Source organism: Bacillus sp. (in: firmicutes) (assembly GCF_031983925.1).
GTDB lineage: Bacteria > Bacillota > Bacilli > Bacillales > Bacillaceae_G > Bacillus_A > Bacillus_A pacificus.
In genome coordinates, this window is record NZ_DALYZR010000001.1 from 307,579 (window position 1) to 331,441 (window position 23,863).

Sequence of the window (23,863 nt, forward strand, 5' to 3'; positions counted from 1 at the left end):
TTTTTATTAAACTTATTTACTTGCTTTCATTGCTTTATCTTTTGCACCAAAAGTGTATTTTAACATTGGTGGTGTAATCATTGTAGTTAAAATAACGACAATAACGATAGCTGTAAAGTAATCTTGTGCTAGTAGACCTGAAGAAAGTCCTGTTCCTGCGATGATAAGTGCAACTTCACCACGAGAAACCATTCCAGAACCGATAATTGCAGAAGACTTAGCGTCAAATCCAGTCATTCGTGCACCTAAGCCACAACCGATTAGTTTCGTTAATACAGCGATTACTGTTAATGCTAGGATGAACCAAATTTGATCGCCAATACCGTCAAATGTAATATTCATACCGATACTTACGAAGAATACTGGAACGAACATAGCGTAAGCGATTGGCTCTACTTTCTTTTCTACTTCATGTTTGTAGTTCGTTTGAGAAATAGCGATACCAGCTGCGAAAGCACCGATAATACCAGCAATTCCTAATAGTTCGCCGAAATATGCGAATGAGAAACAGATGATAAGAGCCGCGCTCACGATAGACTCAGATACGCGTAGTGGTGATAACCAGCGCATAATCGCAGGAACACCTTTCCATCCGATTAAAATAATAGAAGCGAAGAATACAACTTTCTTCAAGATAATCATTGTTAAGTTAACATCGTCTGTACCTAGGAAACTCATTGCAAATGCTAATAAAATAACGACAAGAATGTCATCAAATACAGCTGCGCCCAGCATAGTTGTACTTTCACGTGTTTTCATCTTTCCTAAATCGCGAAGTGTTTGTACGGAAATACTAACACTTGTCGCACATAGAAGTAATCCTAAAAATACAGCATTTCCTTGTTCCATTCCCATAATAAGACCAGAAACGTAACCACCTACGAATGGAAGAATGATACCTCCAAGTGCAACAGCTAAAGAAGAATTACGATTTGCGTTTAATTCCTCTAAGTCTGTTTCAAGTCCTGCCATAAACATTAAAAGAATAACACCAACATTACTTAATTGTGTTAGAAGCTCTGAATTTTCAATCCAACCTAATACAGCTGGACCGATAACGATACCGACAATTAATTTACCTAGTACAGAAGGTTGACCTAATCTAACACTAAGATCACCAGCAAGCTTTGTACTTAATAAAATAAGTGCAATTTGAAAGAAAAATTCGAATTCCATCGGATCCTCTCCTTATCATTTTTATTTTTATCATACGATTTCTCGGAATTTGCCTAATGAAAATATGTAAAACCCATTAAACAAAGGGTCTGATTACGAGTTCTTTTGAACTTGTAATTTGAACCTGTAATTAATATATAATAGATTTTACAAAAAATCAATGAAAAAATGGGGGCTTTTTTAGAGAGAGACTGTGTAATTGGAGATATACATATAAGAGTAGCGTGTGAATTTATATATGTATGAAATAGTATGAAGTCCTTTTTCATTACAAATAATAAAGCCTAAATACGATTTCACGAGTTATAAATGTGAAAGGGAGGGTTTATAGTTTGAAGTCATTAAAAAACAACGTGTCTATCGTTGCTTTAGGTGGAGTAAATGAAATAGGGAAAAATATGTATGTTATTCAATTTGAAAATGATATTGTCGTTATTGATTGTGGATCAAAATTTCCAGATGAAAGTTTATTAGGAATTGATTTAATCATTCCAGATGTCACCTACTTACAAGAAAATAAAGAAAAAATTCGCGGATTAGTCGTGACGCATGGACATGAAGACCATATTGGCGGAATACCATATTTTTTAAAACAACTAAACGTACCAATCTATGCTACGAAGTTAACGTTAGGTTTAATTGAAATTAAATTAAAGGAGCATAACCTTCAAGATAATACAGAATTAATCGTGATTCATTCAGAATCAGAAATTGATTTTGGTGCTATTAAGACAACTTTTTTTAAAACGAATCATAGTATTCCAGATTGCCTCGGTATTGTTTTTCATACACCAGAAGGTACTATAGTACATACAGGTGATTTTAAATTTGATTTAACACCAGTTAATAATCAACATCCTGATATTCATAAAATGGCTAAAATAGGTAGTGAAGGTGTATTAGCTTTACTATCTGAAAGTACAAATGCAGAACGACCTGGATTTACCCCATCAGAAAGGTCGGTAGGGGAACGGATAGAGGAAATATTTATGAAAGCAAATAGGAAAGTGATTATTTCTACTTTTGCTTCTAATGTGAATCGTGTTCAGCAAATAGTTGAAGCTTGTATAAAAACAAATCGAAAACTGGCTTTGCTCGGGAGAAGTATGGTAAATGTAGTAGAAGTTGCTCTAGAGAAAGGGTATCTAAATATTCCAGATGGTATGCTAATTGAAGCAAATGAGGTAAATAATGTAGATCCAAAGCAGGTCGCAATACTTTGTACAGGAAGTCAAGGAGAACCAATGGCAGCTTTAGCGCGTTTAGCTAGTGGAAACTATAGGCAAGTAGATGTTTTACCAGAAGATACAGTTATTATAGCTGCGACTCCTATTCCAGGAAATGAACGTAATGTTTCGCGAATTATCGATAACTTATTTGCATTAGGGGCAAGAGTGATTTACGGATCAGGCAGTTCTACTGGAGTCCATGTATCTGGCCATGCATATCAAGAAGAATTAAAGTTAATGCTCACATTAATGAAGCCAAAATATTTTATCCCCATTCATGGAGAGTTTAGAATGCTACATCACCATAGCTTGCTAGCGGAATCAATTGGTGTTGAAAAAGAAAATATCTTTATCGTTCGTAATGGAGATGTTGTAGATATAAGTAATCAAGTGGCAATTCAATCGAGAAAAATACAAGCAGGAAATATATATGTAGATGGATTAGGAATTGGTGATGTTGGAAATGCATTATTACGTGATCGAAAACAACTTTCAGAAGATGGAATGCTCGTTATAGTTATTACTTTTAATAAAGTGGATGGAGAAATAATTTCAGGTCCTGATATTATTTCTCGTGGATTCGTCTATGTTCGTGATTCAGAAGAATTTTTGAAGGAATTAAATAAATTAGCTGTTATTACGATTAATAATGTAAAGAAAGAGAAAGTGAATAGCTGGGGTATTTTGAAAAGAGAAGTAAGAGAAGCTTTAGGGAAGTATATATATACGAGTACGAAAAGAAAACCGATGATTCTTCCTATAATTATAGAGGTGTAATAATGAATAAAAAGAATTCTCTTAAGGGAATTCTTTTTTGTTTTGAAGATAGAATGAACATATAATGAAATAAATAGAAATGGAAGGGAATAAAAGATGTTATTAAACAAACGCTTTACAATTGGAGAAATGGCAAAAATGCATAATATAGCGGAATCTACTTTACGTTATTATGATGAAAAAGGAATTTTTCATCCGTCCATTGTGGACCCACAAACAAATTATCGCTATTACACAATCGATCAATTTTCACTATTAGATACGATTAAGTTTTTACGCCAATTAAATATTCCATTAAAGGAAATTAAGAAATATATTGATGAAAGAAATCCAGCATACGCACTCAATTTGTTGGAAAAACAACAAGAAATGATGTTGAAAAAACAAAGAGAAATTGAGTATGCTTTGGCGAAAATGGAGCATAGAATTCATTTGATTAAGGAAGCAACAAAAGCAAAAGCTAAACAAATGGTAATAAAAGAGATCCCGCGGCGAAAAATAACAGCCATTGCGGTTGCTCCGAATACGACGGATGATATGTTTGAGTACTACATCCATTCGTTGCAAAAAAATATGAGGCAAATGGATGATAGTTTATTTTCTGGAGATATTGGTGTAACAGTTGCGAAAAAAGGATTCATGCAAAATGAGTTTCAAGCGTATAGTAGCGTGTTTATTCTTTTGGATTATATGCCGTATGAAGTGCATAATTCAGATGAGATTAAGGAAGGTTTATATGCTTGTTCTTATCATCATGGACCGTATGAAGAAACAGATGCAACGTATAAGGAATTACTTGCATACATTGATCAAGAAGGATATGAAGTAAGTGGAGATGCGATTGAGATTGGATTAATCGATTGGTCTGTAACAGAAAATCCAGAGGAGCAAGTAACAGAAATTCAAATTCCTATCATGAAAAAATAAAACAATAAGCTGTGGCACTCGTATCATTACAAATGGGTATTAAATACGATAATTCAGTTACCTATTTTTTAAATTCTCTATTGACCTTCAAGTTACTTGAAGGTTTAAACTAAGAAAAGAGAGTTAAAAAAAGGAGCATAATAGTATGGAAGCAACAGAAAAATTAAGAGAAAAACCGATAAAAAGTTTATTTATTTCTTATTTAATACCAGCTGTTCTAGGAATGGTATTAATGTCGGTTAATATTGTAATTGATGCGGTAATGATTAGTCGGGGAGTTGGAGCAAATGGATTGGCAGGAGTAAACGTGGCTATTCCAGCGTTTTCAATTTTCTTCTCTATTTCATTATGGATTGGAATGGGCGGGGCAACGTTATATTCCATTGCATTAGGTGAAAATAAAATTGAAAGAGCAAGGTCTATTTTTACTCAATCCATGACGGTAGCAGTCATTATTGTAGGCGTTTTAGCGGCCATTTGCTTATGGAGAATAGAAGATTTAGCATACGTATTCGGTGCGAATGAAGTAATTTTACCGTATGCGTTAGACTATTTACACGTATTATTAACATTTGGAATGATATACGTTTTAGAAAATATTTTAAGTACATTTATACGAAATGATGGAAATCCTAATTTAGCAATGGCAGGTTTAGTTGTAACAGCTGTATTAAATATAGTGTTTGACTATATCTTTATTTTCATCTTTAAATGGGGCGTAACAGGAGCTGCTTCAGCAACTATTCTTTCAGCAGCGATTGGTTTCCTTGTATTATTAACGCATTTCTTTAGAAAAAGTAGTATTTTAAAATGGACGAAATTCCATTTTGAATGGGATACAGTAAAACAAATTATGATAATTGGTTTCCCGAGCTTTACAGCAGAAAGTACAGTAGCGATTGTAACGATTGGTTTTAATATTGCATTCGTTCAATATGCAGGAGAAGTAGGAGTCGCTTCTTATGCGATGGTGAATAGTATTCATGCAATGACATTGCTATTATTCTTTGGTGTAGGTGCAGCATTACAACCGATTGCTAGTTTCCATTATGGTGCAAATTTAGCAGAGAGACTTCGTGAAGGATTGCAGTTTGCAGTGAAAATTGCAGTTGTACTTGGAGGCGTTGCAATAATTGTCGGATTATTCTTCGGGAAATATATTATTGGTCTATTTGATGTCCAATCTCCAGAGTTATTGGAGTTAACATTAACAGGTATGAGCTTGTTCTTTATCCAATATGTATTTTTAGGCTATAACATTGTGTATGGAGAGTACTTCCAATCAGTGCGACAAACGACAAAATCAGTACTTATTATAATGAGCCGAGGGCTGCTATTTATTATTCCGTTATTATGGATTATGCCGAAATTATTTGGGATAAACGGAATTTGGCTCGTTATGCCAGTAGCGGAAGTATTGACAGCGATTATCGTATTTACGATGAATCGTATGAAACATCCTGTGCCATTAAACATGGCAGGCGAGAAAGAAGCAATATGATGAAGAAAATCCCCTTGAGCAAGTAAGGGGATTTTTTATTCTTTTAAACTAATAGCAAAAGATCCATCCGTTTCTTGAACAGACGCAAAGGCAACGTTTTTAATATTTGTGATGCCTTTTTCTTTTAATTCTTTATATAACCACTTTTCGTCCTTATGAATTAACTTTAAGTTATCGTATTGAATTTGTGAATCAACGATAAGGGCAATTGGTAATCCAGCATACTTAACATCTATGTTCAAATCTTTCGGAGTTAATGGGACAAGTTCACGCTTTGGTAAAATGCTAATGGCTCCATTCGCTTCTAAAATAGCGTATTCAATTTCATGAACACTTGGATATCCTGCGACACGAAGGTTAGAAAGTAATTCAGCAATGGGATACCTACTTTTTTGTAAGTTCTCAAAAATAATATCACCATGTTTAATTAAAATAATCGGGTGTCCGAGAATGAAACGATTTAGTTTGTTGAATAGGCTTAATTTTGTAAGGATTAAATGCAAACATGTAATAACGACCATACCGAGAAAAGCTTGCAAAGCACCAGAGACTGGTATGGCCTGAAAAGCTAAATAAGATAAAAAGATAATAGCACCAAAATCATGAGGAGTTAGTTGTGCTAAAGCTGATTTACCGAGCATCTTAAGTGATAGTAAAAATAAGATAAAAAAGAACGATACGTTACATAAAAAGAGAAGCAATAGAGACACTCCTTCGTGCAAAGTTGTACTTACTGTTCCCGAAAGAAATATAAATATTACTTTCTAGAGGATAAATTAGGTTGAATTGGAATTTGTCTGTATACAAACAAATAAATGGATATTATCATGAAAGAAGCAAAGAACATAGGAGTATAGAGATATGAGAAAGAAAAAAATAATGAAGTATATGATAGGAATGATAATGGTTTGCGCCGTTTATGTGGGATTTTTACAATATAACATTTATAAGCATGGGCAAATGAATGCCACCTATGAAGCTGATTATATCATTGTATTAGGCTCGAAAGTAAACGGAACGAAACCATCGTACTCATTGCAATATCGTATTGATAAAGCAGCTGAGTATTTGAAAGCACATGAGAAAGCAATTGCTATTGTGTCTGGAGGAAAAGGAAAAGGGGAAGATATTTCAGAAGCATTAGCAATGAAAAATGAATTAATAAAACTAAAAATTGCAGAAGACCGCATTATAATGGAAGATAAGTCAACGAGTACAGATGAAAATATTAAATTCTCAAAACCTTTAATTCCGGACAATATGAAAAAAGGACTGATCGTAACAAATGACTTCCATATGTTTAGAGCGAAAAAAATAGCAGCTAAGCAAGGTTTACAATTAGAAGGTCTTCCGGCCGAAACACCAAAGCGAATTGTCATTCCATCGAATATACGTGAATATTTAGCCATTACGCAATATTGGTTTATGAATCGAATATAGTGGACGTGGTCCCGCCTAGCATTCTAGGCGGGATTTTTTGAGGGGAATCTTACAAATATGTCATCTTAATGAAAGGTAAAGCGATAGTTTCTAGAATGGATTCCTGACATAATGAAGATAACAAAAACTATTTAGAGGTGAATCGGATGAAAGGAAATAATATATTATCTTCACTATGTTACTTTAGTATCTTTTTTGCACCATTTTTACTACCAATTATCGTGTACTTCGTTGCAGAGGATGAAGTGAAATATCACGCGAAAAAAGCATTTTGGTCACATATTTTCCCGTATGCAATTTTATTCGGAGGGGTAGCGATATCAGGAATATACGGTTTAGGATTCAATCAATCTGACGGTGCTGGAATTGGGATCATGATCACATATGCAGTGTTCATTCTTGTAGGGATTTATTACTTCATTTGGAATATTGTAAAAGGTGTTAAAGTGTTGAAAACAGCGCAATAAGATAAGGAATAATTTGGAGTTAATTTGTCGTTATTTGTCGGTAAGTCGATATCCTTTTTCGAATAGACGATATATTTGAAAAATCGTCGATATAGTGCAAGGAATCGTTGATATATTGAAAAAATCGTCGATATAATTTCATTTACCGTATTAATAGATCTTTTAAAAGGAGCAATTCAAAAAGAATTGCTCTTTTTGTGCTTATAAGTTGTGAATATTGGAAAAGATATGTTAATTTTTCATTAGGAAGAGAAAAAAGGAGTGATTTTCATGAATGAGATGATACATAAAATGGAGCAACACGTTTCAGTTCGTAAATATAAAGAAGAATCCATTCCGAAAGATGTAGTAGAAAGAATGGTGCAAGCTGCGCAGCATGCTGCTTCCTCGCATTTTGTACAAGCTTACTCTGTTATATATGTAACCGATCAAGACTTAAAGGCGAAACTAGCAGAGTTATCCGGAAATCGTCATGTGAAGGACTGCGCAGCATTCTTTGTTTGTTGTGCAGATTTAAAACGACTTGAAATGGCATGTGAAAAACATGGTACAGAGATAAAGCATGAAGGAGTAGAAGACTTTATCGTAGCAACGGTAGATGCTTCACTCTTTGCGCAAAACTTGGCGTTAGCAGCAGAATCGTTAGGATACGGTATTTGTTATATTGGTGGTATTCGTAATAATCCGGGAGAAGTGAGCGAATTGCTTCATTTACCAGATAAAGTATATCCTGTATTCGGAATGACAGTCGGTGTATCAGATGAAGATCATGGAGTAAAACCACGCTTACCAGTAGCAGCAATCCTTCATGAAAATGGATATGATGAAAAGAAATATGATGAATTACTAAACGAATACGATGAAACGATGAGCGCGTATTATAAAGAAAGATCATCAAATAAGAAAAACGCAACATGGACGGAATCGATGAGTTCGTTTATGTCTAAAGAAAAAAGAATGCATATGAAAGAGTTTTTAAGTGAAAAAGGATTTAATAAGAAATGAGTAAAAAGGCAGATCTGAAGCGAAGGAGAACTTGCAATATTTTAAAAATGTAACAGAGATTTGTGATGAAACGTTAGTTTAAGTGAAAATAAAAAGCGGCATAATAGCCGCTTTTTATTGTTATCACGTTCAAAAATATTGAAAACTTATCCGTTATGACACAAACTAAAGCACCTTCTATAACGAATGCAAACTTTCAATAAGAAGATATATGCCCGTGCAACTTAAAAGGATGTACGTAAATATTTTAAAAATCCGTTGATTAAGCCATTTGAAAATAATTTGACCTATATACAAACCTAGAAATACGATTGGAATAGCGTAAAAACTTGATTCCCAAATTGTTTTGTTTGTGCCAGTAAAGAGTATTTGCGTTAGTAGACTAATGAAATATATAAGTAGATAAAAAGCTAAAGTAGTTGCTCTCAGCTTCTCTTTTTTTGTATCAGTTCCTGTAAAGTACAGTAACAGAGGTGGTCCCGGCATACCGATACTTGTCGTTAAAAGACCGGATAATCCTCCCGCTAAGAAATCTCTAGATTTTGTTGATTGAATCTTAAAGTTACAGATTAGCATCAACGTTAATAGTAAGAGCAAGATGCTAATTGCTAATTTAAACGTATTGATGTTAATGGAAACGAAAATGAAAATACCAAAAGGAACACCAACTATACTGCCGACAATTAATTTTTTCAGTAGAATACAATCAATGTCCATTCTTATTTTCCAAATGAGTGATATAGAAATAATGAATGATAAAATGATATTTATTTGTATAGCTTCTTGTGGTAGAAATAACATGAGTAAGAAAGGTGTTGCCATAATAGAAAAGCCAAAACCGGTACTCGTTTGTAAAATAGAAGCTACTAATATAATACAAATGAACATGAATATAGTATTCAAAAAAGCCCTCCTACATAATCAAATTTCATTAATATTTTAACATAAAGTAAAACTTTAATCAGTGAGGGCTTACTACCTAGCAAATCGCCGCTTGTTATGTTGCGGTTAATATTCCAATGATGATCCTGTAGCCTTAAAATATTTTTCTCGTGAAGGAGTCATTACTCGGATTGCTAATAAACAGGAAAGGAAAAGGATGAGTAACGAGCTACTTATTACAGTCATTTGAACGGAAAGAAATTGTGCGGATGCTCCAATTGCTAAAATGAAAAAGATTTGGATAAAACTTTTTATGGAATCAAATACGCTATCGATACGTCCTATCATATGAACCGGGATGTTATTTTGATAAAATGTAAAAAAGCCAGTACCAGCAAATGATGAAGAAATGCCAAGTAAAATAAAACCGCCTGCCGCGACGATAAATGAATTTGAAAAGGCGAAAATTACATAGCCTATTGCTGTGAAAATTGTCCCTAATCCGATACAATATTGAATTGGTAAACGTTTGGCAAATAGAGAGACAAGAAATGAACCGGAAACGTAAGCAGCGCCAGTTATACTAACAAGCATACTGTATTCTATATCGGTTAAAAACAGTACTTGTCTTGTAAAAACAACTTCTTGTGAATCAAGTGCCATAGCGACAAGCATAGTCGCTTGAAATAAAACGAATATGAGAATAATGTACGTTTCAGTTCGAGCGAATGAAAAAACTTGTTTCCAATCACTTCGTAATGTTTGTACGAAAGTATTTGCAACTTCTTCGCTTTGCTTTGTTTGTAACGTAATATTAGGTAAGAAATAAATGAGAATAGTAGAAAGTAGAAAGGAAAGTGAGTTGCAGTAAATTACAAAGGATGCTGAGTGCGTGGTGAGAAGTATTCCAGCAAGAGCTGGACCGATAATAAAAGCCCCGCTTGTACAAAAGCTACTCCAAGCGTTGAATTGAGCGCGTTCTTCAGCAGGTATAAGCATTGTTTTATAAGAAAATGAAGCTGGATCGAAAAATGATGTAGCGATACGAGTTAAAAAGATAAAAATATAAATGGCCCAAATAGAATCAAATAGTGGAACGCAGCCAATGAGAATTGCTCGAATTATATCTGTGATGAGCATAATGGACCGTTTGTTTAATCGATCTACTATGCTACCAGACCAAATTTTTGTAACAACGGTCGCAATTGGACCGACAATCCATAATCCTGCTACAGCAGCAGGGGAGTTTGTGCTATGTAACACCATTACGTTTAGGGCGATGAGATACATAAAATCACCTAAACGAGAAATTCCTGTTCCCGACAATAATAATAATTTATTTTTCATGAACAAATGGCCCTTTCTTTCATTGTTTTTTTAGCCTGCAGGAAATAGCGTATTCCTCTTCAGAGTTTGATTGACGAGCGGTTTTGTTTTCCCATCGTAATAAAACTTGTGTAACTTCCCAAGTAAGCTGTTGTAATTCCTCTGGAGTTAAAAATAAATGAGATACAATATGACTATCTGTATTCGTTCCTTCTGTGCCGCTTTCTTCAATATAGAAATGAGCTGCTTTTGCTTTGTAATATTTTTCAATAATTCCTCGTTTTTCTTTCGTGTCTACTAATTCAAGTAACCCTCCATCGTACAAAATTTGAACGTGATAATGTACGCTACCAGCAGATTTATTTAGTTTAGTAGCTACTTGCTTTGCAGTGAGTGCTTCGTCTTTTAAAAGGTGAAGAATTTGAATACGTGTTGCATTGGAAATAAGTTTCTGCTGCTCAGCTGAAATAGTAAGCCTATCTTCAAACATTATAATATCCCCTTTCTTATAATCTAAATTTATTGTACATTCTAAAAAATTAGAATGTAAGAAAAATAAATCGCCTTTTTCCTCTATTTTTCGACATAAATAAAAATAGCATGTACATAAACATGCTATTAAGTAATAGTAGATTCTTCATTAAGTTTCCCGCGATAAAACAGGTAAAGCCATATAAAACTTACAAATATACAGCATGTAGCTAGAAAACTACCAATTATTTGAGGAGAAAGGATTTCTAATAGCCATCCTGTAATGAACATAGAGAACTGTATAAGTGAACCGTAAATTGAGTAATGAAAGGAAAAAACTTTACCCATCATACTTTCGTGCGTGTAAGTTTTAAGTAATGTCGTATCAAGTGGAACGATGATTCCTCCTGCTATGCGCATACAGAGCAATGTAATGATACCGAAAATAAGTTGATCGGATAGAATGAATCCAAGAAAGAAAATGCCTTGTAGGAAATAGGCCCAACCAAATGCTTTTTTCATTTTTTCTTTATTGCTGGATATGTAAAGAGTAACGAGAAGGCTTCCTATCATAAGCCCAGCCCCTTGAACCGTATATAAAATCCCAATGTTCGTGTGGAAAATTTTTTCGGCATAGATTGTTAGAAGTAGCTGATAAGCACCTCCAATAAGCCCCCATGAAATGCCTACAAGAATTAATATTAAAATGATTTTTGTTTGTAATATGTATGTATATCCATCTTTTATATCAGTAAAAAATGCTTTTTTCTTATTAAAATTAATATGAGTAGGGATACTCATACTATAAATAAAATAGGCTGAAACAAAGTAGGAAAGGCTATTTACTAAAAAAGCGAACTCAATATGTAAAGATTGTGCAATAATCCCGCCTAGAGAGGCCCCCATAATAGACATAAAACCATTTATTATACTAGAAAGAGAATTAGCAGTTACGAAATGATTTTGATGTACGATGTTTTTTAAGGTTGCTTGTTTAGCCGGCTCAAATAAACAAGAAAGTACGGATAAACATATATTAGAAATGAAAATAATCTCAATTTTATATAGTGCGAATAAGTAAGTGAGGACGATTATGCCGCGTAAAATATCGGTAAAAATCATAATATTCTTTTTAGAAAAACGATCGACAATTCCGCCTATGAATGGACTAAGAAGAAGCTGAGTTAAACCTTTACTTATATAAAAGTGAGTGCGATCATAAATGGAGATTCCGTTATGCTATAGACGAACGTTAATAAAGCTACAGTATGAAACCAATCTCCAAGTACACTTAATGTTTGCCCGTAAAATAGTTTTTTGAAGTCATCATTTGTTTTAAGAAACGCGGAATAAGAAACTGACATAAAAAGATTAATCCTTATGTAATGATGATGCTTGAACTTGTTTTTTCCACTCACTTAAATACACTTTCTCCTCTGTAGGGAGTCCAACAGGTAATTGTGCAATCAATTCTAAACTATTTCCGTCAGGATCGTTAAAGTATACGGCGGCATGCGCTAATTCTGGAAAAACAATTGGTTCAATTGGCTCCATTCCAAAATCTTTTCGTGCTGAAATGCCTTTTTGGTTTAGCCAATGTATTGCATGTTCTAAATCATGTAAGCTTACTTGAAAGGCGATGTGTCGTAAAGAGGGATGATAATTTACTTTGTATTCTGTACCTTCCCAAAGACCGAGCCAACTTTCATTTTCCTTAATCCAAAAGAAAGCAATATCGTCTCCTCTTTTATATAATTTTAGTCCTAGCGATTCGTAAAAAGGTATAGACACTTCTAAGCTACGGACGGGTAAATGTGCTTCGTAAAGACCTTTAATCATTGTAATCCTCCTAAGTAAAAATATTTCTTATTTCATAGTAAACGTTTTTTTATTAGTTGAAATCACAAAAAAGAGGGACATAACTTCATACGAAAGTATGAAAAAAACAGCTCAAATATGAGCTGTTTTCTTATAGTTTTTCGTTCATTTGTTAAGGATAGGATATATTAGTATCCGTATCCGCCGCCACCCCAACAGCTACATCCGATGATGATTAGAAGGATGAATAGTACGATAAGCAAAGCAAATCCACCGCCGAAACCAGCGCAACTTCCACCATAACTCATATGTTTTCCTCCTTTTGAGTAAGTTAATCTATATAATTCATGGACTACTGTATACAGTATGTTTTTCGTATGGAAAAGGAGCCAGTCTCTTGAGTAATTAGACAAACGCCTGTATGGTCATTTTGATTGTATATGGAGCTAGGGGTATGTGAAGAAATCATTATATATTTCGCGATTTGTTCATAAAAAATATAAAAATTGTAAAAAAAACCATTTTTATATTTTTTTATGAGAGGATTTGTACTATAATTTTACAAGTAATATTATGGGAAAAGGGAGTTTTAGTGAAGAGATGGAGATGGGACAACTACAAAATAAAATAGAAACTAAAAAGAAAGAGCTAATTCAACTTGTTGCTAGACATGGATTGGATCATGATAAAGTTTTGTTATTTAGCCGAGATTTAGATATACTTATTAATAAGTTTATGAATGTGAAAGATAAAGTACATAAATAATTTGCAGTTTTTTATATTAAGATATTCAACGAAGAGGAGAGAGATATATTTGGAACATTTACAAGAAGAGCTATATAAACAAATAAAAGAAGAAAAAGGTATTGTTACAATTTTTTTAAAGAGTGGCGTTAGAATAGTAGGAGAAGTTGTTGCAATAGACAAATTTACCGTTTTAATGTTAGTTGATGGAAAACAACAACTTATTTACAAGCAGGCTGTATCAACAATAATGAAATAAGACACTCGTACTGAGTGTCTTATTTCATTATTGCTTGCAAGCTTCAACGTCAATGCCGGCAGCTAATAATTTTTTTTCACCATCTTGCTCAATGATTTTTTGTAATTTAGATAGGAAAGAATCAAAGTTTGTATGCTTTGCTACTTGGAATGTCATTTTATGCTCAATTGGCAACCACGTATCAATATCAGCTTCGTTATGCTGAATTTTTACCTCAAGCTTATCAAGTGCGTTAGCAACTTTTGCTTCGTATGTTTCTTTCGCTTCAAACTCCATCCATAAATCATATAATTCCTCGCCGAGAGAACCTTTTAATGTTCGTTTAATATTTAAAATTGCTTCTTGTTCATTTATTTGTTTTTGTAATTGTAATTCATGACTATTCATTGTATCAAAAGCAGGAATATCACCAGCTTCTGCTTCGACTAGATCGTGAATAATAACCATTTTAAGTAATTTTTCAATATTTACTTTCTGATCTAAATAAGGTTCAACTAAAATGGCCATTAGAGACATGCGCCACGTATGTTCAGCAACGCTTTCTTGACGTCCGTTAGAAAGCCAGCTATGTCGCATTTCATATTTTAGTTTTTCTGCTAGTGCAATGACTTGTAAAATGTTATGTTCCATCGTGATCCTCCTCATATTTCCATACTATAATTCTAATATGGAAATGAAATGTGTCAATTTTATGAGTATATTGCGATAAATAGATGATGAGCGTATAATAAGCATTATATGTGAAAACGCATTATTAAAATAAAAAAATGTTTTATAAAAATGAAAAGGAAAGGGCAGGAATATGGGAGACAAAAATCAAGGATTTGCTAGACCAGAAAGAAGAAAAAGGAAGTTTGACATTTCTAGCCCATTTGGCATTTTAGTAGGTTTTGCTATAGTGATAGCGGCAATTATGCTTGGTGGAGGCGGAATAAAAGCTTTTAAAAACTTTTTAGATGTTTCATCTATTTTAATTGTCATAGGGGGAACAACTGCGACAATTGTTGTGGCATATCGATTTGGAGAAATAAAAAAATATACGAAAAGTATTTTTACTGTTTTACATAGAAAAGAAGAAGATTTAGAACAGTTAACGGATTTGTTTGTTGATTTTTCGAAAAAATCTAAAAAACACGGTTTGCTTTCTTTAGAGGTTGATGGAGAGCAGGTGGACAATCCTTTTATTCAAAAAGGAATTCGATTAATGTTAAGTGGTTACGATGAAGATGAATTAAAAGAAGTGTTAATGAAAGATGTTGAAACGGAAGTGTATGAATTAAGAAAAGGGGCAGTATTATTAGATAAAATTGGCGATTTCGCTCCGGCTTGGGGTATGATAGGGACTTTAATTGGTCTTATCATTATGCTTCAAAACTTGCAAGACACATCGCAAATTGGTACAGGGATGGCAGTTGCGATGTTAACGACATTGTATGGATCAGTACTTGCAAATATGATTGCAATCCCTCTTGCTGAAAAAGTGTATCGTGGTATTGAAGATTTATATACAGAGAAGAAGTTTGTTATTGAAGCAATTTCAGAATTGTATCGTGGACAAATTCCATCTAAATTAAAGTTAAAACTCGATACGTATGTATACGAAACAAAGATAAAAAAAGTAAAACGAGCAGCCTAATATTGCAAGGAGTGGTATGGTGATGATAAAACGACCGCAAAAGGGATCGCCTCGTTGGATGACGACTTTTACAGATTTAACGATGTTATTATTAACTTTCTTTGTATTACTAGTTGCTACTTCAAAGCAGGATGCAGTAAAATTGTCAAAGATGCTTGAAAAGTTTAGTGATACGGAGCAAGTTGATGCAAAAGTAATGGAAAATACTATACCAGATATTTCACATGAAAAAAATGATGAAAAAATGGTCTCAAAAAAGCGAATGGACGACTTGTACAAAAAGTTAAAAGCATATGTAGATAATAACGGTATTAGTCAAGTGAATGTATATCGAGAAGATACAGGGGTAAGCGTTGTTATAGTAGATAATTTAATATTTGATACAGGTGATGCGAACGTTAAGCCTGAAGCAAAAGAAATTATTAGCAAATTAGTCGGATTTTTTCAATCCGTACCAAACTCAATTGTTGTGGAGGGGCATACAGATAGTAGACCGATCCATAATGAAAAGTTCCCTTCTAATTGGGAATTATCTTCAGCACGAGCAGCTAATATGATCCACCATTTAATTGAAGTGTATAATGTGGAGGATAAAAGGTTAGCTGCGGTAGGATATGCAGACACAAAGCCAGTTGTACCGAATGATTCACCGCAAAATTGGGAGAAAAACCGTCGCGTTGTCATTTATATTAAAGAATAGTATTTTATTATTTTAGTAATAAAATACTAAAATGCAGAAATTCTTTTAAAAAAATATTAAATTTTATCGTTTTATTTTGTATAATGAGTGAGAATGATAAGGTGAAATATTAAGATATATTTATACATAGAAGGAGAGAATCAAAAAGAATGGCACATAAAATTTTAGTTGTAGATGATGCGATGTTCATGCGAACAATGATTAAAAACTTATTAAAAAGTAATTCTGAATTTGAAGTAATCGGAGAAGCGGAAAATGGAGTGGAGGCAATTCAAAAATATAAAGAACTTCAACCTGATATTGTAACATTAGATATTACTATGCCAGAAATGGACGGACTTGAAGCATTAAAAGAAATTATGAAAATTGATTCAAGTGCAAAGGTTGTTATTTGTTCAGCAATGGGACAACAAGGTATGGTATTAGATGCAATTAAGGGCGGGGCAAAAGACTTTATTGTAAAGCCATTCCAAGCAGATCGCGTAATCGAAGCTTTAACAAAAGTAGCAAATAGCTAATATAAAAGGGGTGCCACAAGGAATCAAAACAGTGATAACGGATAGATGTGTGGCCCCTTTTTTCTCATTTTAAAACACTAAATTGTTATACATAAATGAAATGTTTGTTAGACAGGTAGGGGATGAAAATGCAAACAGATCTATTAAATATATTTTTTGAAGAATCGGAAGAACATTTACAGTCGCTAAATGAAAATGTGCTAACTTTAGAACAAAATCCCACTGATATGGATGTTGTGGGAGAAATATTCCGCTCAGCCCATACATTTAAAGGTATGTCTGCGAGTATGGAATTTACGGAAATGGCGGATTTAACGCATAAAATGGAAAACGTTTTAGATGAAATTCGTCATGGGAATATAGTAGTACATGCGAATATTATTGATGTAATTTTTGAATGCATTGATAATTTAGAGAAAATGGTTGCAGATGTGCAGCAAGGCGGAATGGGTAATATTGATGTAGTCGCAACGAAGCAAAAATTAGAAGCGTTATTGAACGGAAATGCAGAAACTTCTATGGAGCATGTAGAGCAAGAGTCTATAAACAATGATGATGCAGTTTCGCATGAAGTGCATATAACCGTTGAACAGCAAGCTATTTTAAAAGCAGTACGTGCCATTATGTGTATTGAAGCACTGCAAAATATAGGTGATATACAAAAAACGGTTCCTAGTATTGAAGAAATCGAAGCGGATGCTTTCGGGTTTGAGTTTACAGTATTTATGAATACGGATCGTAGTGAACAAGAATTGAAACAGGTAGTGCTTCACGTTTCTGAAATTGAGAAAGTAGTAGTGAAACAAGGAGAATCATTACAGGAAGTAGATTCGATGGTTGCTACGCAAGAAACTACGCGAGTAGAAGAAATGATACAGCCGTCTGTAGTTGCGCAGGTGGAAGCACCTATTGAGACAGCGAAGCAACCTGCAAGTACTACGCCAACTAAAAGCACTGCAAAAACGAAAAATGCTAAAGGTGAGAATCGTTCCATTCGTGTGCAGCTAGAGAAAATTGAACGATTAATGAACATGTTTGAAGAGAGTGTAATTGAGCGTGGTCGCATAGATGAATTGGCACAAGCAATTCAAAGCAAAGAATTAATTGAGCATTTAAATCGATTAGGCGATATTTCAAAAGATATTCAAAATGTACTTCTAAACATGCGTATGGTGCCGATTGAAACAGTCTTTAATCGTTTTCCGCGTATGGTGCGTATGTTAGCGAAAGATTTAGGGAAGAAAATCGATTTACAAATTACGGGTGAAGATACAGAAGTTGATAAAATTGTTATTGATGAAATCGGTGATCCACTCGTTCATTTAATTCGTAATGCAATTGACCATGGTATTGAGACTGTTGAAAAACGTCGTGATGCAGGGAAAAATGAGACGGGTACAATTAAATTAGAAGCGTTCCATAGTGGAAATCATGTCGTAATTCAAATTACGGATGATGGAAATGGAATTCATAAAGGGAAAGTATTAGAAAAAGCGATTAAAAATGGTGTTGTAACAGAATCTGAGGCAAATAAATTAACGGATCGTGAAGTGTTTGATCTCATTTTCCAACCAGGATTTAGTACAGCAGAAGTAGTATCGGATCTTTCGGGGCGCGGGGTTGGATTAGATGTTGTAAAACATACAATTCATAGTTTAGGTGGACATTTAATTATTGATTCAGAAGAAGGAAAGGGAAGTACATTTAGAATTGAACTTCCATTAACGTTGTCCATTATTCAATCTATGCTTGTTCAAACGAATGATAAACGTTATGCTTTACCTCTTGGTAATATTGTTGAAGCAATTCGAATTAAGAGAGAAGACATCCAATCCATACAAGGAAAAGATGTGTTAAACTATCGTGATCAAATTATTGAAGTGAAGCATTTAAGTACTGTATTTGGTGAAAAAACAGTAGATGAGGCATTTGAATCATATGAAAGTCAAATGGTTCCTGTGTTAATTGTTCGTAATACACATCGTAGCTATGGACTTATTGTAAACACAATTATCGGCCAAAGAGAAATAGTCTTAAAGTCATTAGGTGATTTCTTTGCAGAGAGTTCGAACTATTTCTCTGGCGCGACGATTCTCGGCGATGGACGAGTGGTCCTCATTTTAAACCCAGAAGGTTTATAATAGGAATGAAGGAAAGCTCCCCACTTGTATACAATTGGGGAGCTTTTTGGTTAACTACATACTAATATAAAAAATTAATATATATAGCAGGAAATAAATACATGTTCACGATTTACGTAATAAGTTTGTTAAAATGTAATGAGTGTATTCATTGAATAGAAAAACAAAAATGAGGAGGCAGGGAAAATGCCTGAGCAACACACAAAAGGGGATACGAGCACAATTGTGCTAGAAAAAGAAAAGGAGCTTTTAACGCCTCAAGAATGTGATATTCTTGGCGAAATTGCAAATATATCATTTGGCTCTGCTTCGACAGTATTATCAACGATTTTAAATAGGCAAGTAAGTATAACTGCTCCTCATGTAGAGTTAGTGGATTTATACGATACAAGTGATGTTGAGGTTCCTCATGTTGTATTAAATATTTATTTTACAAAAGGATTAGATATGGAAAATCTACTTGTCCTTCAGCAAGATGTTGCTTTATCTATTGCTGATTTAATGATGATGGGGACAGGTGAAGTGGAAGAGGGAAAAGAACTTGGCGAATTAGAGCTCAGTGCTGTACAAGAAGCGATGAACCAGATGATGGGATTCGCAGCGACGTCTATGTCGGAATTCTTCCAAGATACAGTAGACATGTCACCGCCGACAATTAAAGTTGTAAAGTTATTAGAAGAGATGGAGAAAATCTCTGGAATAACAGGAAATAACACGATTGTGAAAGTGTCGTTTGACCTTAAAATAGATAATCTTGTAAACTCTAAACTCGTACAAATTGTTTCAGTTGAACATGCGAAACAAATGATAAATAAATTACTACAATTATCTGGTGGCGTAGAAGAGCAAGACGAGCCAGCAGAAGTAGCGGAAGCTGAAATTGTAGAAGAACATGTTAAAAAAGAACAGTTAACGCAAGAAGAGAAAGATGTACTTGGGGAAATTGCCAACATTTCCATCGGTTCAGCTTCAACGGTATTATCAACGCTTTTAAATCAGCCGGTTACGATTAGTACACCCAATGTAGAAGCGATTAATGTGCGTCATTATGACGGTGTACCGGTTCCCTTTGTGATTTTAAATGTCGATTTTGTTGAAGGTTTAAAGAATGAGAACGTATTCGTATTTACGAAAGATGTTGCTTTGACAATGGTAGATTTAATGATGATGGGAACAGGGGAGATTGATCCAGAGAAAGAGCTTAGTGAATTAGAGCTGAGTGGTATTAAAGAAATCATGAACCAAATGATGGGGCATGCGGCAACAGCGATGTCAGAAATGTTTAAAGAGAAGATGGACATGACGCCGCCAGACGTTAAATTTGTCACGTTAAAAGAAGAAATGGAATATTTGGGAGAGTCAATGGAAGTGGATGAACTCGTTCAAATTACGTTCAACCTTGAAATTGGCGACTTGCTTCAATCGAAAATGTATCAAATTTTACCGATTTCAGAAGCGAAAGAAATGGTAAGACGACTGCTATATCCAATGGTGGAAGCAGAAGAAGAGATTGCAGAGGAAGAAATGGAAGAAGAGGTTGTAGAACCTGTTGTACAACCTATTGAATTTAAAGAAGTGAAACAAATTGAGCCAGTGTATATGGATACATCTATTCTACAAAATGTAGAAATGAATGTGAAATTTGTATTTGGAAGTACAGTGAAAACGATTCAAGATATATTAAGTTTACAAGAAAATGAAGCCGTTGTATTAGATGAAGATATTGATGAACCAATTCGAATTTATGTAAATGATGTATTGGTGGCGTATGGTGAACTTGTAAATGTAGATGGATTTTTCGGAGTAAAAGTGACGAAATCACTATAAGGCGTTGAAATAGTAGATGAAAAGCGTAAAGTTTTTTCTAATTTGCTGGCTATGCATACATGTGTGCTTGCTCTTCCCGCTGCAAAGTCAGGCGGAAGAGCAAAATGTGCCAGAACAAAATATAAATGAAGTGAATGTACAAGAAGAGAATAAGGAAGTTCAAGAACAGCCAGAACAGGTGGAAATGAAGCAAGATAAAGAGGAACAACAAGAAGTAAAGAATGAGCAAGAAACCGAAAAAAAGATAGAGACGGATCAAGGGATTATTACAATAAATAAGCGAGAATTAAAGGTTGGCGAAGAAGTACGGATTATTGTAGAGCCAAAAGAGAAAAATATTCAAAGTATAAAAGGTATGTTGCGTTTGCCAAAAAACAGTAATCTGTATGAGCAAGAAAGAATGATACCTTTTGACTATGAAGAAGAGACGAAGCGATGGATTGCTAACTATAAGGTCGGGATTTTTGATTTGCAAGGTGATTGGAACCTTCAGCTTATTCAAAGTTTTAAAGAAAATGAGAAAGAAGAGCTTATAGAAAATGAAGTGAAAGTTCCTCTTATTCGTATAAATAATGAAACACCAACAATAGATAAAGAGATGCCGAAGTTGCATAAAGTCACTATTGACGAGGCGACGGAGAATGTAATCGAACGAAAACGAGGCGATTCTATACGTGTAAGAGTGAAGGCGGCAGACGTGGAATCGGTTGTGAAAGAAGTTCGTGTTACATTAAAAGGAAAAGAAAATAAAGAGATTACATTTTTATTAGATTACAATAAGCGCGACATGGAATGGCAAAAAGTATTTGAAATAACGGATGCATTGCCAAATGGGACATACGAGCTACTTGTAGAGGTAGTAGATGCGGCTGGAAATAAACTCGTTGAAGAAAGTGAGTATGTCGTTTCTGTTTTGGAACAAAAAACAGAAGAGGATAAAAAGACAGAAGAACGAGAGAAAGAAGATAAATTAGAAAATAAAATAGAAGATAAGAAAGAAACTGAGAAGCAGGAAGACACGAAAGTAGAAATCCCGCTGCAGGAAGAAAAACAGCCAGTTGTTCAAATTCCGAAAAAAGAAGCGAAAGTAAACGACTTTATAAAAGAACCATTGAAAGAGAAAGAAAAAATTACTTATGTTATAAAAGAGCCTCTCACAGACAACAAGGAAGTAAATAATACGAAGGCTCAAAAAGATAAAGATAATAACAATCAAGTCATTTCGAAAAAGAAAGAAAAAAAAGAAGAGCCAGAAGATAAGAAAGAAACTAAAAGTGACCATGGAATACAAGCTTCTAATGTATTTGCTATTATGTCAGGTTTATTCGTACTATTTTTAGTGTTAAAGAGTAATAAAGAATGGGGCTAATTATTTCATCATAGTGGAGGCGCTTAAATGGAAATTAAACGTACGACAATTGAAAATAAGACGCTACAACCATTAAAACAGCCTGCAGCTATTTCGGAACATGAAATCCAGAAAGAACGAAAGTATAGTAATCTAGTGTTTACTGGACAGTCTAAGATTATTTCGAAAAATAATGAAATCGGGATTTTACTTGCGAGTTTAGGTGATGGAAAGGTTATGAAGGAAATGCTTTCTAAAGAGATGGATACAGTATTACAACTCTTTAAAAAGTTACATACATTATCTGGAGAAGGAAAGCAAACAGATAAAATATTTGAACAAGTCATGAGAAGCCTGCAAGGACTTGTTAAGCAGGCGCATATAAAAGAACTTCCTTTGTTAGATGGAACGTATGATTTCGCTGAAGTACAACTATCATTTGGTAGAAAGGTACACATTCCGTTATTAGATGTAAGTGCACTCCTCTCTAGCGTGGAGAGTGATTCATCAGAAGGAAATATAAATTTAATGGTAACGGTTATTACTGCGTATATCACGAAATTGTCTAACGAAACCATTTTAATTAGCGTCACGGATCGCACAGCTAAAGAGCGGGATGCAAGTGTATGGAGAGCACTTGCAGAAATGAATATGACACAATTATCACAGGCGTTGAAACAAACGGTGCAAGAACATAAATGGTCAATGACGTTTCTTTTTCTCGTTATATGGGTTGCTTGTATTATTTTAATTCGAGTTATATAAGAAACGAACGGAATCACGCAATTCTTCGTTATGATTTTAGTAAATAAATACAAAAAAAGCAGGGTGCAATAATCCTGCTTTTTTCTATATTTTTTCATAAAAGAATGTATCAAAACGCTGAAGATTGAATCGTTCAGGTGTTAAAATTTGTTCTGTGCTACCGACAAATAGCACACCGCCTTTTCGTAAAGAACGGCTAAACTTTTCATACAGCTTGACTCTTGCTTCTTCAGTGAAATAGATCATTACATTACGACAAACAATTAAATCGTAATTTGTATCGAACGATTGCATTAATAGGTCATGCTGTTTGAACGTGACGTGTTGCTTAATATTTTGATGTAATGAATATACATCATCTTCTTTTGTGAAATGACGTTCTTTCAAATCGCTAGGTAATTCTTTTAAAGAACGGTCCGTATATTGACCACGTTTTGCACTCTCTAATATATGAAAATCAAGATCTGTTGCTAGTATTTCATAGCGAAATGGAGAGAGATGTTTCGATAAAATTAAAGAGAGTGTATATGGTTCTTCGCCAGCAGCGCAAGCGGCACTCCATACTTTTAATTTTCCGTTATTTTGTTCGAGTAATTTTGGCAGTGCTTTCGATTCTAACGTTTGCCAACGTTCTTTATTTCTAAAAAACTCTGAAACGTTAATTGTAATATAGTCAATAAAACTTAAAAATAAGTTTTGATCAACACGTAAAGTACTTAAAAACGTAGTGTAGTTTTCAAAGCCTTTTCTTGAAATAAAAGCATCGATTCTACGGCGCATCCTATCTTGTTTATACGAAGCGATATCCATATTGAATTGTTGTTTAAAACTCGCGATAAAATGATCATAATCTTGTTCAATTATCATATTTACAATGGGCACAATAACGATATTGTGCCGCCCCCT

At 34.1% G+C, this 23,863-nt stretch carries 24 protein-coding genes and 2 pseudogenes; 16 read left to right on the forward strand and 10 right to left on the reverse strand.

The features are described from left to right. Positions 1-12: 12 nt before the first annotated feature. Positions 13-1,176 (reverse strand): cation:proton antiporter, encoded by a 1,164-nt coding sequence (locus tag RTP99_RS01710; RefSeq protein WP_000393887.1) that lies wholly within the window; start codon positions 1,174-1,176, stop codon positions 13-15. Positions 1,177-1,508: 332 nt separating this feature from the next. Between RTP99_RS01710 and RTP99_RS01715 the strand changes: the two genes are divergently transcribed. From RTP99_RS01715 to RTP99_RS01725, 3 genes are all read left to right on the forward strand, one after another. Continuing rightward, positions 1,509-3,182, forward strand: coding sequence for a ribonuclease J (locus tag RTP99_RS01715; RefSeq protein WP_000838591.1), 1,674 nt, complete (start codon positions 1,509-1,511; stop codon positions 3,180-3,182). A 96-nt stretch (positions 3,183-3,278) separates the two neighbouring features. Continuing rightward, entirely contained in the window at positions 3,279-4,109 is an 831-nt protein-coding gene (locus tag RTP99_RS01720; protein WP_000925926.1) for a MerR family transcriptional regulator, read from the forward strand. A gap of 145 nt (positions 4,110-4,254) precedes the next feature. After that, the gene (locus tag RTP99_RS01725; RefSeq protein ID WP_000388382.1) at positions 4,255-5,610 is read left to right on the forward strand and encodes an MATE family efflux transporter; all 1,356 of its coding nucleotides are present in this window, start codon (positions 4,255-4,257) and stop codon (positions 5,608-5,610) included. A gap of 35 nt (positions 5,611-5,645) precedes the next feature. On the opposite strand, the gene RTP99_RS01730 is transcribed toward RTP99_RS01725, so the two are convergent. Beyond that, positions 5,646-6,311, reverse strand: coding sequence for a DUF421 domain-containing protein (locus RTP99_RS01730; protein ID WP_000923931.1), 666 nt, complete (start codon positions 6,309-6,311; stop codon positions 5,646-5,648). Between the two features lie 160 nt (positions 6,312-6,471). Between RTP99_RS01730 and RTP99_RS01735 the strand changes: the two genes are divergently transcribed. The 4 genes and pseudogenes from RTP99_RS01735 to RTP99_RS01750 all read left to right on the forward strand — a co-directional run. Further along, positions 6,472-7,050 carry a YdcF family protein gene (locus tag RTP99_RS01735; RefSeq protein ID WP_001227683.1) on the forward strand — a complete coding sequence of 193 codons (579 nt, stop codon included), beginning with the start codon at positions 6,472-6,474 and terminating at the stop codon, positions 7,048-7,050. Positions 7,051-7,196: 146 nt separating this feature from the next. Then, a complete protein-coding gene (locus RTP99_RS01740) occupies positions 7,197-7,517 on the forward strand; it encodes a magnetosome magnetite crystal formation protein family (RefSeq protein ID WP_000678047.1) in 321 nt (106 codons plus the stop codon). A gap of 270 nt (positions 7,518-7,787) precedes the next feature. Further along, positions 7,788-8,522, forward strand: a complete 735-nt coding sequence (nfsA, locus tag RTP99_RS01745) for an oxygen-insensitive NADPH nitroreductase (protein ID WP_001004533.1) — start codon at positions 7,788-7,790, stop codon at positions 8,520-8,522. A 13-nt stretch (positions 8,523-8,535) separates the two neighbouring features. Further along, positions 8,536-8,604: pseudogene (locus RTP99_RS01750) on the forward strand (glutamine amidotransferase); the annotation flags it as partial. Positions 8,605-8,699: 95 nt separating this feature from the next. Here the strand turns inward: RTP99_RS01750 and RTP99_RS01755 are convergent. From RTP99_RS01755 to RTP99_RS01780, 6 genes and pseudogenes are all read right to left on the reverse strand, one after another. Next, the gene (locus tag RTP99_RS01755) at positions 8,700-9,425 is read right to left on the reverse strand and encodes a sulfite exporter TauE/SafE family protein (RefSeq protein ID WP_001092068.1); all 726 of its coding nucleotides are present in this window, start codon (positions 9,423-9,425) and stop codon (positions 8,700-8,702) included. Positions 9,426-9,530: 105 nt separating this feature from the next. Beyond that, positions 9,531-10,751 (reverse strand): MFS transporter, encoded by a 1,221-nt coding sequence (locus RTP99_RS01760; protein ID WP_000791688.1) that lies wholly within the window; start codon positions 10,749-10,751, stop codon positions 9,531-9,533. A 19-nt stretch (positions 10,752-10,770) separates the two neighbouring features. After that, positions 10,771-11,220: an ArsR/SmtB family transcription factor gene (locus RTP99_RS01765; protein WP_000461272.1), complete on the reverse strand. Its 450-nt coding sequence runs from the start codon at positions 11,218-11,220 to the stop codon at positions 10,771-10,773. A 128-nt stretch (positions 11,221-11,348) separates the two neighbouring features. Then, positions 11,349-12,565, reverse strand: a pseudogene (locus RTP99_RS01770) (MFS transporter). A gap of 7 nt (positions 12,566-12,572) precedes the next feature. After that, positions 12,573-13,040, reverse strand: coding sequence for a VOC family protein (locus RTP99_RS01775; RefSeq protein ID WP_000589718.1), 468 nt, complete (start codon positions 13,038-13,040; stop codon positions 12,573-12,575). A 167-nt stretch (positions 13,041-13,207) separates the two neighbouring features. Next, positions 13,208-13,327: a YjcZ family sporulation protein gene (locus RTP99_RS01780; RefSeq protein ID WP_000120179.1), complete on the reverse strand. Its 120-nt coding sequence runs from the start codon at positions 13,325-13,327 to the stop codon at positions 13,208-13,210. Between the two features lie 238 nt (positions 13,328-13,565). Here RTP99_RS01780 and RTP99_RS01785 point away from each other — a divergent pair, with 238 nt between their 5' ends. Continuing rightward, positions 13,566-13,784 carry an aspartyl-phosphate phosphatase Spo0E family protein gene (locus RTP99_RS01785; RefSeq protein ID WP_002091864.1) on the forward strand — a complete coding sequence of 73 codons (219 nt, stop codon included), beginning with the start codon at positions 13,566-13,568 and terminating at the stop codon, positions 13,782-13,784. A 49-nt stretch (positions 13,785-13,833) separates the two neighbouring features. Next, entirely contained in the window at positions 13,834-14,022 is a 189-nt protein-coding gene (gene hfq, locus RTP99_RS01790; RefSeq protein ID WP_000400661.1) for an RNA chaperone Hfq, read from the forward strand. Between the two features lie 27 nt (positions 14,023-14,049). On the opposite strand, the gene RTP99_RS01795 is transcribed toward hfq, so the two are convergent. After that, positions 14,050-14,652: an HD domain-containing protein gene (locus RTP99_RS01795; protein ID WP_000400753.1), complete on the reverse strand. Its 603-nt coding sequence runs from the start codon at positions 14,650-14,652 to the stop codon at positions 14,050-14,052. A 172-nt stretch (positions 14,653-14,824) separates the two neighbouring features. Between RTP99_RS01795 and RTP99_RS01800 the strand changes: the two genes are divergently transcribed. From RTP99_RS01800 to RTP99_RS01830, 7 genes are all read left to right on the forward strand, one after another. Next, the gene (locus RTP99_RS01800) at positions 14,825-15,658 is read left to right on the forward strand and encodes a flagellar motor protein MotP (RefSeq protein WP_000502570.1); all 834 of its coding nucleotides are present in this window, start codon (positions 14,825-14,827) and stop codon (positions 15,656-15,658) included. 22 nt (positions 15,659-15,680) lie between these two features. Then, the gene (locus RTP99_RS01805) at positions 15,681-16,358 is read left to right on the forward strand and encodes an OmpA family protein (RefSeq protein ID WP_000596046.1); all 678 of its coding nucleotides are present in this window, start codon (positions 15,681-15,683) and stop codon (positions 16,356-16,358) included. Between the two features lie 149 nt (positions 16,359-16,507). Continuing rightward, positions 16,508-16,876 carry a response regulator gene (locus RTP99_RS01810; RefSeq protein ID WP_000940577.1) on the forward strand — a complete coding sequence of 123 codons (369 nt, stop codon included), beginning with the start codon at positions 16,508-16,510 and terminating at the stop codon, positions 16,874-16,876. Positions 16,877-17,004: 128 nt separating this feature from the next. Next, positions 17,005-19,017, forward strand: a complete 2,013-nt coding sequence (locus RTP99_RS01815; protein ID WP_001192590.1) for a chemotaxis protein CheA — start codon at positions 17,005-17,007, stop codon at positions 19,015-19,017. A 186-nt stretch (positions 19,018-19,203) separates the two neighbouring features. Continuing rightward, positions 19,204-20,844, forward strand: coding sequence for a flagellar motor switch protein (locus tag RTP99_RS01820; RefSeq protein ID WP_001114998.1), 1,641 nt, complete (start codon positions 19,204-19,206; stop codon positions 20,842-20,844). A gap of 16 nt (positions 20,845-20,860) precedes the next feature. After that, positions 20,861-22,213 carry an Ig-like domain-containing protein gene (locus tag RTP99_RS01825; RefSeq protein WP_041184655.1) on the forward strand — a complete coding sequence of 451 codons (1,353 nt, stop codon included), beginning with the start codon at positions 20,861-20,863 and terminating at the stop codon, positions 22,211-22,213. A gap of 27 nt (positions 22,214-22,240) precedes the next feature. Continuing rightward, on the forward strand, positions 22,241-22,957 hold the full coding sequence (locus tag RTP99_RS01830) for a hypothetical protein (RefSeq protein WP_000403991.1): 717 nt from the start codon (positions 22,241-22,243) through the stop codon (positions 22,955-22,957). A gap of 84 nt (positions 22,958-23,041) precedes the next feature. Here RTP99_RS01830 and RTP99_RS01835 read toward each other — a convergent pair whose 3' ends face one another. Then, complete coding sequence (locus RTP99_RS01835; RefSeq protein ID WP_000582894.1) at positions 23,042-23,824, reverse strand: CheR family methyltransferase; 783 nt, start codon at positions 23,822-23,824, stop codon at positions 23,042-23,044. Between the last annotated feature and the right edge of the window lie 39 nt (positions 23,825-23,863).